This is a genomic window from Thiobacillus sp. (assembly GCF_024708915.1).
Genome location: NZ_JANJXQ010000061.1, coordinates 1 through 5219, shown reverse-complemented (window position 1 = coordinate 5219; position 5219 = coordinate 1). Strand labels below are relative to the sequence as shown.

Below are 5219 nucleotides of genomic sequence, written 5' to 3'. Positions count from 1 at the left end.
GGCCTGCACCACGGCATGCTGCCGCTGCTCGATACGATACTGGACGACCCTACCGGCGAGCGCTTCATCACCGCCGCGCTGAAAACCACCGACGCACGTATCGCGCAGGACAAGCCGGCCTCGCCGGCATTTCTGTTCGGCACCCTGTTGTGGCCGCAGGTATTGCAGCGCTGGCGCGCGCTCGAAGCGGCCGGCGAAAAGCCGCAACCCGCGCTGTTCCTGGCGATGGACGAAGTGCTCGACGCGCAGCGCGGCCAGCTCGCCATCCCGCGCCGCTACGACGGCATGATGAAGGAAATCTGGGCGCTGCAGCCGCGTTTCGAGCAGCGCGGCGGCCAGCGCCCGTACCGCCTGCTGGAGCATCCGCGCTTCCGCGCCGCCTACGACTTCCTGCTGCTGCGCGCCGAATCCGGCGAGGTCGATGCCGAACTCGGCGAATGGTGGACGCGCTTCCAGGAAGTCGGTGAGGACGAACGCGCCGCCATGCTGCTGGCCGACAGCTCGCCCAAACCGCGCCGCCGCCGCAAGCGCAGAAAGCCGGGCGAATCCGGCGCCGAGACGCAGCCCGTATGAATGTGACGGCGACCGTTGGCCTCGGCGCCAATCTCAACGACCCGGCCGCGCAGGTCGAATACGCGCTGGCCGAGCTCGACCGCCTGCCCGCCACGCGCCTCGTCGCGCGTTCCAGCCTGTACGCCTCGGCGCCTGTGGGCTACGTCGACCAGCCCGATTTCATCAACGCTGTGGCGCAGGTCGAGACGGCCCTTGCGCCGCGCGCGTTGCTTGCCGCGCTGCTCGACCTTGAACACCGCCACGGCCGCGAGCGCGGTTTCCGCAACGCCCCGCGCACCCTCGATCTCGACCTGCTGCTATACAACGGCGCCCACTTTCACGAAGCAGGCTTGTCGCTGCCACATCCGCGCATGCACGAGCGGGCTTTCGTACTGCTGCCGCTGCTGGAAATCGCGCCCGACACGACGATCCCCGGTCGCGGCCGAGCCGTCGACTGGCTCGCCGGCTGCGCAGGCCAGAATGTAACCCGGCTTCCTCCTCCCACTGCCACGGTCAACGCATGACGCTGTCCCGTTACCGCTACGTCGTGGTCGAAGGCCCGATCGGCGCCGGCAAGACCAGCCTCGCCCGCAAGCTGGCCGAGCGCCTGGGTGCCGACATCCTGCTGGAAAACGCCGACGACAATCCCTTCCTGCCGCGCTTCTACCAGGAGCCGAAGCGCTACGCGCTGCCAACGCAGCTGCATTTCCTGTTCGACCGCACACGTCAGCTGCGCGACCTGGCGCAGGGCGACCTGTTCCGCGCTGGAACGGTGTCGGATTTCCTGGTCGACAAGGACATGCTGTTCGCGCGCCTGAACCTGGACGACGACGAATTCGAGCTGTACCAGAAGGTCTACGCCGATCTTGCGCCGCAGGCGCCGACGCCCGACCTGGTGATCTACCTGCAGGCGCCGATCGAGGCGCTGCACGAACGCGTCAAGCGCCGCGGCCTTGATTTCGAGCGCGGCATGGATGCGGGCTACCTGCAGCGCCTGGCCAACAGCTACAGTGAGTTTTTCCACCGCTACGAAGACGCGCCGCTGCTTATCGTCAACACCAGCAACCTCAATTTCGCGGAAAGCGAAGCCGATTTCGAGCTGCTGCTGGAACGCATGAGCAAGATGCGCGGCCCGCGCGAATTTTTCAGCCGGGCAGCGTAAATCGAATATGGCAATCACGCTTTCCACCCTCAAAACCATGCACGGCAACGATGAAAAGATCGCCGTACTCACCTGCTACGACGCCAGCTTCGCGCGCGTGCTCGATGCCGCCGGCGTCGAGGTGCTGCTGGTCGGCGACTCGCTCGGCATGGTGGTGCAGGGCCACGCCTCGACGCTGCCGGTAAAACTTGCCGAGATGACCTACCACACACGCTGCGTCGCCGCCGGCAGCGGGCGCGCCTACATCGTCGCCGACCTGCCGTTCGGCAGCTACCAGCCATCGCCCGAACACGCGTTTTCAGCCAGTGCACGGCTGATGGCGGCGGGCGCGCACATGGTCAAGCTCGAAGGCGGCGCGGTGATGGTCGACACCGTCGCCTTCCTCACCCGGCGCGGCATTCCGGTATGCGCGCACCTCGGTCTGCTGCCGCAGTCGGTCAACCAGCTCGGCGGCTACCGGGTGCAGGGACGCGAGGACGCCGCCGCGGCGCAACTGATCGCTGACGCGCGCGCGCTGGAAGCCGCCGGCGCCGGGATGATCGTGCTGGAAATGGTGCCCGCCGCGCTGGCCAAAATCGTCACCGACGCACTCGCCATCCCGACCATCGGCATCGGCGCGGGAGCCGACTGCTCCGGCCAGGTGCTGGTGCTGTACGACATGCTGGGCCTCTACCCGCGCGCGCCGAAATTCTCGAAGAACTTTCTGGCCGGCAGCGACGGCATCGAAGCGGCGGCGCGCGCTTACGTCGCCGCGGTGAAGGACGGCAGCTTCCCCGCCGCCGAACACGCGTTCTGATGCAGGTTTTTCATACCGCCGCCGAACTGCGCGCCGCGCTCGCCGGCGAAACCGGCACCGCGCTGGTGCCGACCATGGGCAACCTGCACGCGGGGCACTTGTCGCTGGTCGAACAGGCGAAACGGCACGGCAGCCCGGTGGTCGCGAGTATTTTCGTCAACCCGCTGCAGTTCGGCGCCGGCGAGGACTTCGAACGCTATCCGCGCACGCTTGCCGCCGACAGCGACAAGCTCGCTGCCGCCGGCTGCGATATCGTGTTCGCGCCCGATGTCGCCGAGATATACCCGGTACCGCAGACCTTCACCGTGCAGCCGCCCGACAGCCTGGCGAACGATCTCTGCGGCGCCTTCCGCCCCGGCCATTTCAGCGGCGTCGCGACCGTGGTGCTGAAATTGTTCAACCTGGTGCAGCCGCGCGTGGCGGTATTCGGCAAAAAGGATTTCCAGCAGCTGCGAGTGATTCAGGATTTGGTGAACCAGTTCAACCTGCCGATCGACATCGTCGGCGTCGACACCCTGCGCGAAGCCGACGGGCTGGCGATGAGCTCAAGGAACGGCTACCTGTCTGAAGCCGAGCGCATGCAGGCACCGCAACTGCAGCGCGAACTCGCCGCCATCGCGGCCGCCGTCCGGGCAGGCGAACGTGATTTCGCGGCACTCGCCACGACCGCCCGGCGCCACCTCGCCATGGCGGGCTGGCGCGTCGACTACATCGAACTGCGCGATGCCGCAACCCTGCAGGCACCGACAGTCGACAGCCGTCACATGGCCGTGCTGGGCGCAGCCCGACTGGGGAAAACCCGGCTGATCGACAACATCGAGATTGCCTTGGGCAATCCACTCTGAAGTTTTACTTGTGCCCTTTGGGTATAATGTGACCCCTTTCTTATTGAGGGCACCGTCATGCAAAGAACGATGCTCAAGTCCAAGCTGCACCGGGCTACCGTCACGCATTCCGAGCTGCATTACGAAGGCTCGTGCGCGATCGACGAGACCCTGCTGGACGCGGCCAACATCCACGAATACGAGCAGATCCAGATCTACAACGTCACCAACGGTGAGCGCTTCACCACCTATGCCATCCGCGCCGCGCGCGATTCCGGCATCATTTCGGTGAACGGCGCGGCCGCGCACAAGGCCAATCCGGGCGACCTCGTCATCATCGCCACCTACTCGGCCTACAACGAACTGGAACTGGCGCGCTACGCGCCGGAACTGGTGTACGTCGACGCGGACAACCGCATCCTGGACACCCGCCAGGCGATCCCGGTACAGGCGGCGTAGGCCACAACGCCCAGCCAGCAAAAAAGCCGGGATCTCCGGCTTTTTTGTTGGCATTGATTCAGGCGTTGCAGCAGCCACGTGCGGGCTCCTGCGGCAGCAACGCCACGACTTCCTTGACGGTGCCGGCCGCGAGTGCGGGCCTGCAATGGAATTGAACGGTCTCGATCAAACCGGGCTGATTCGCATCAGCCGGCGGGATACGCCGTGGAGAGTCGGCCCGTTCGACTTATTCCGCCAACAATTCCCGGATTTTCTTCGCCAAATCAGGGCTTTGGGGGGTCAAATGCACGACCCAGTAGTGAGATTTTCCTGCAGTGGGCTGGCCCCGATGCGAGTACCCCGTTCTCAGGACGAATGAGTTGTCCTTCGGGTTCACGCTGTACAAGCCATCGCTCTTGTCCAAATCCCAATAGAATGGGCTGGCAAATGGCTTGCCGCGGAAGAATCTGCCCGGGGTCGAACCCTTGTCGTCCCATTCGATCTTCAAGCGCCGGTCCTGCAATACCGAAATCGTGGCGTTTTGAATGTCCTGGCTATTCTGAACGACCGGTTCTCCATGCACCCAGTACTGCTCGATCCTCACCTTTGCCGAAGTCTGCATGGTCGCTGCCGCTTCGGCTACCGGCTCGGCTACGGGCTGAGCCTGCTCGACTTTCTTCGGCTGGGGCGCCGGCAGCTTCGCTTCCCCTCCTGCCTTGAGGTCGTTCCTGATGACCGACGATACCGTCTCGTCGGCAAAACCCGCCTCCTTGAGCCGCACCACCCTGTCGACGTTGCCGTAATCGTTTTCAACCATGAAGCGGATGACATCCTCGCCAAGGCCGGACGTCTTCAGCCGGGTCAGTTCCTCGGTGGTCAATGCAGCCTGCGCCGCCCCGGAAGAAACCAGGGCAATGGCTCCAATCAAGAAAAAGAATTTCGTCTTCATTCCAGAGATCACGGTCAAATTCCTCATTCAAACAATCAGTCGACGACTCGGTTACGTGGGGGAAAGCAAGCGGGGAAATGCGGGGTCGGTCACGGTTTCAATACCTGGGAAACAATCGGCCGGAGACGGGTTGATTATGCCCCAGTTTGGGTTGGCCGACCAAGGGCGCGAAGCCGGCGATGCGGGCTGCTACGGCCGGCTTCGACATGATGCGATTCGATCAAGCCGCAAGCGGAGCGGCTGTTCCGCACGGCGGGCATACGGCCTATTTCAGCCTCCAGATCTCGTCGTTGTATTCGCGCATGGTGCGATCGGTCGAAAAGAATCCGCTCGATACGGTATTGAGGATACTCATGCGCGTCCAGCGTTCCTGATCCTGCCAGGCCTGCGCCACCCTTTCCTGCGCATCGACATAGCTGCGGAAATCCGCCAGCACCATCCAGGGGTCGTGCGGACTCAGCAACGAGTCGAGGATCATGTCGAAGATGCCCGGTTCGT

The 5219-nt window shown here is 64.2% G+C and carries 7 protein-coding genes and 1 pseudogene; 6 read left to right on the top strand and 2 right to left on the bottom strand.

Annotation, left to right across the window (positions count from 1 at the left end; genetic code table 11):
- From Q0L94_RS04755 to panD, 6 genes and pseudogenes are all read left to right on the top strand, one after another.
- Positions 1-573 (top strand): annotated as a pseudogene (locus tag Q0L94_RS04755) (polynucleotide adenylyltransferase PcnB); the annotation flags it as partial.
- A complete protein-coding gene (gene folK, locus Q0L94_RS04750; RefSeq protein WP_296750594.1) occupies positions 570-1076 on the top strand; it encodes a 2-amino-4-hydroxy-6-hydroxymethyldihydropteridine diphosphokinase in 507 nt (168 codons plus the stop codon). The pseudogene Q0L94_RS04755 and the gene folK, both read left to right, overlap by 4 nt.
- The gene (locus Q0L94_RS04745; RefSeq protein ID WP_296750591.1) at positions 1073-1714 is read left to right on the top strand and encodes a deoxynucleoside kinase; all 642 of its coding nucleotides are present in this window, start codon (positions 1073-1075) and stop codon (positions 1712-1714) included. Before folK ends, Q0L94_RS04745 begins: the two co-directional genes overlap by 4 nt.
- A 7-nt stretch (positions 1715-1721) precedes the next feature.
- Entirely contained in the window at positions 1722-2510 is a 789-nt protein-coding gene (gene panB, locus Q0L94_RS04740) for a 3-methyl-2-oxobutanoate hydroxymethyltransferase (RefSeq protein ID WP_296750588.1), read from the top strand.
- On the top strand, positions 2510-3355 hold the full coding sequence (gene panC, locus Q0L94_RS04735) for a pantoate--beta-alanine ligase (RefSeq protein WP_296750586.1): 846 nt from the start codon (positions 2510-2512) through the stop codon (positions 3353-3355). The genes panB and panC overlap by 1 nt, the downstream gene beginning before the upstream one ends.
- A gap of 57 nt (positions 3356-3412) precedes the next feature.
- Positions 3413-3793 carry an aspartate 1-decarboxylase gene (gene panD / locus Q0L94_RS04730; protein WP_296750583.1) on the top strand — a complete coding sequence of 127 codons (381 nt, stop codon included), beginning with the start codon at positions 3413-3415 and terminating at the stop codon, positions 3791-3793.
- 226 nt (positions 3794-4019) lie between these two features.
- On the opposite strand, the gene Q0L94_RS04725 is transcribed toward panD, so the two are convergent.
- On the bottom strand, positions 4020-4721 hold the full coding sequence (locus Q0L94_RS04725) for a hypothetical protein (protein ID WP_296750581.1): 702 nt from the start codon (positions 4719-4721) through the stop codon (positions 4020-4022).
- 265 nt (positions 4722-4986) lie between these two features.
- The coding region (locus Q0L94_RS04720) for a glycogen/starch/alpha-glucan phosphorylase (protein WP_296750578.1) at positions 4987-5219 on the bottom strand (233 nt) is incomplete at its 5' end.

Coding starts and splice junctions, on each gene's coding strand:
- folK (WP_296750594.1), top strand. CDS start 570: ATGAATGTGACGGCGACCGTTGGCCTCGGCGCCAATCTCAACGACCCG.
- Q0L94_RS04745 (WP_296750591.1), top strand. CDS start 1,073: ATGACGCTGTCCCGTTACCGCTACGTCGTGGTCGAAGGCCCGATCGGC.
- panB (WP_296750588.1), top strand. CDS start 1,722: ATGGCAATCACGCTTTCCACCCTCAAAACCATGCACGGCAACGATGAA.
- panC (WP_296750586.1), top strand. CDS start 2,510: ATGCAGGTTTTTCATACCGCCGCCGAACTGCGCGCCGCGCTCGCCGGC.
- panD (WP_296750583.1), top strand. CDS start 3,413: ATGCAAAGAACGATGCTCAAGTCCAAGCTGCACCGGGCTACCGTCACG.
- Q0L94_RS04725 (WP_296750581.1), bottom strand. CDS start 4,721: ATGAAGACGAAATTCTTTTTCTTGATTGGAGCCATTGCCCTGGTTTCT.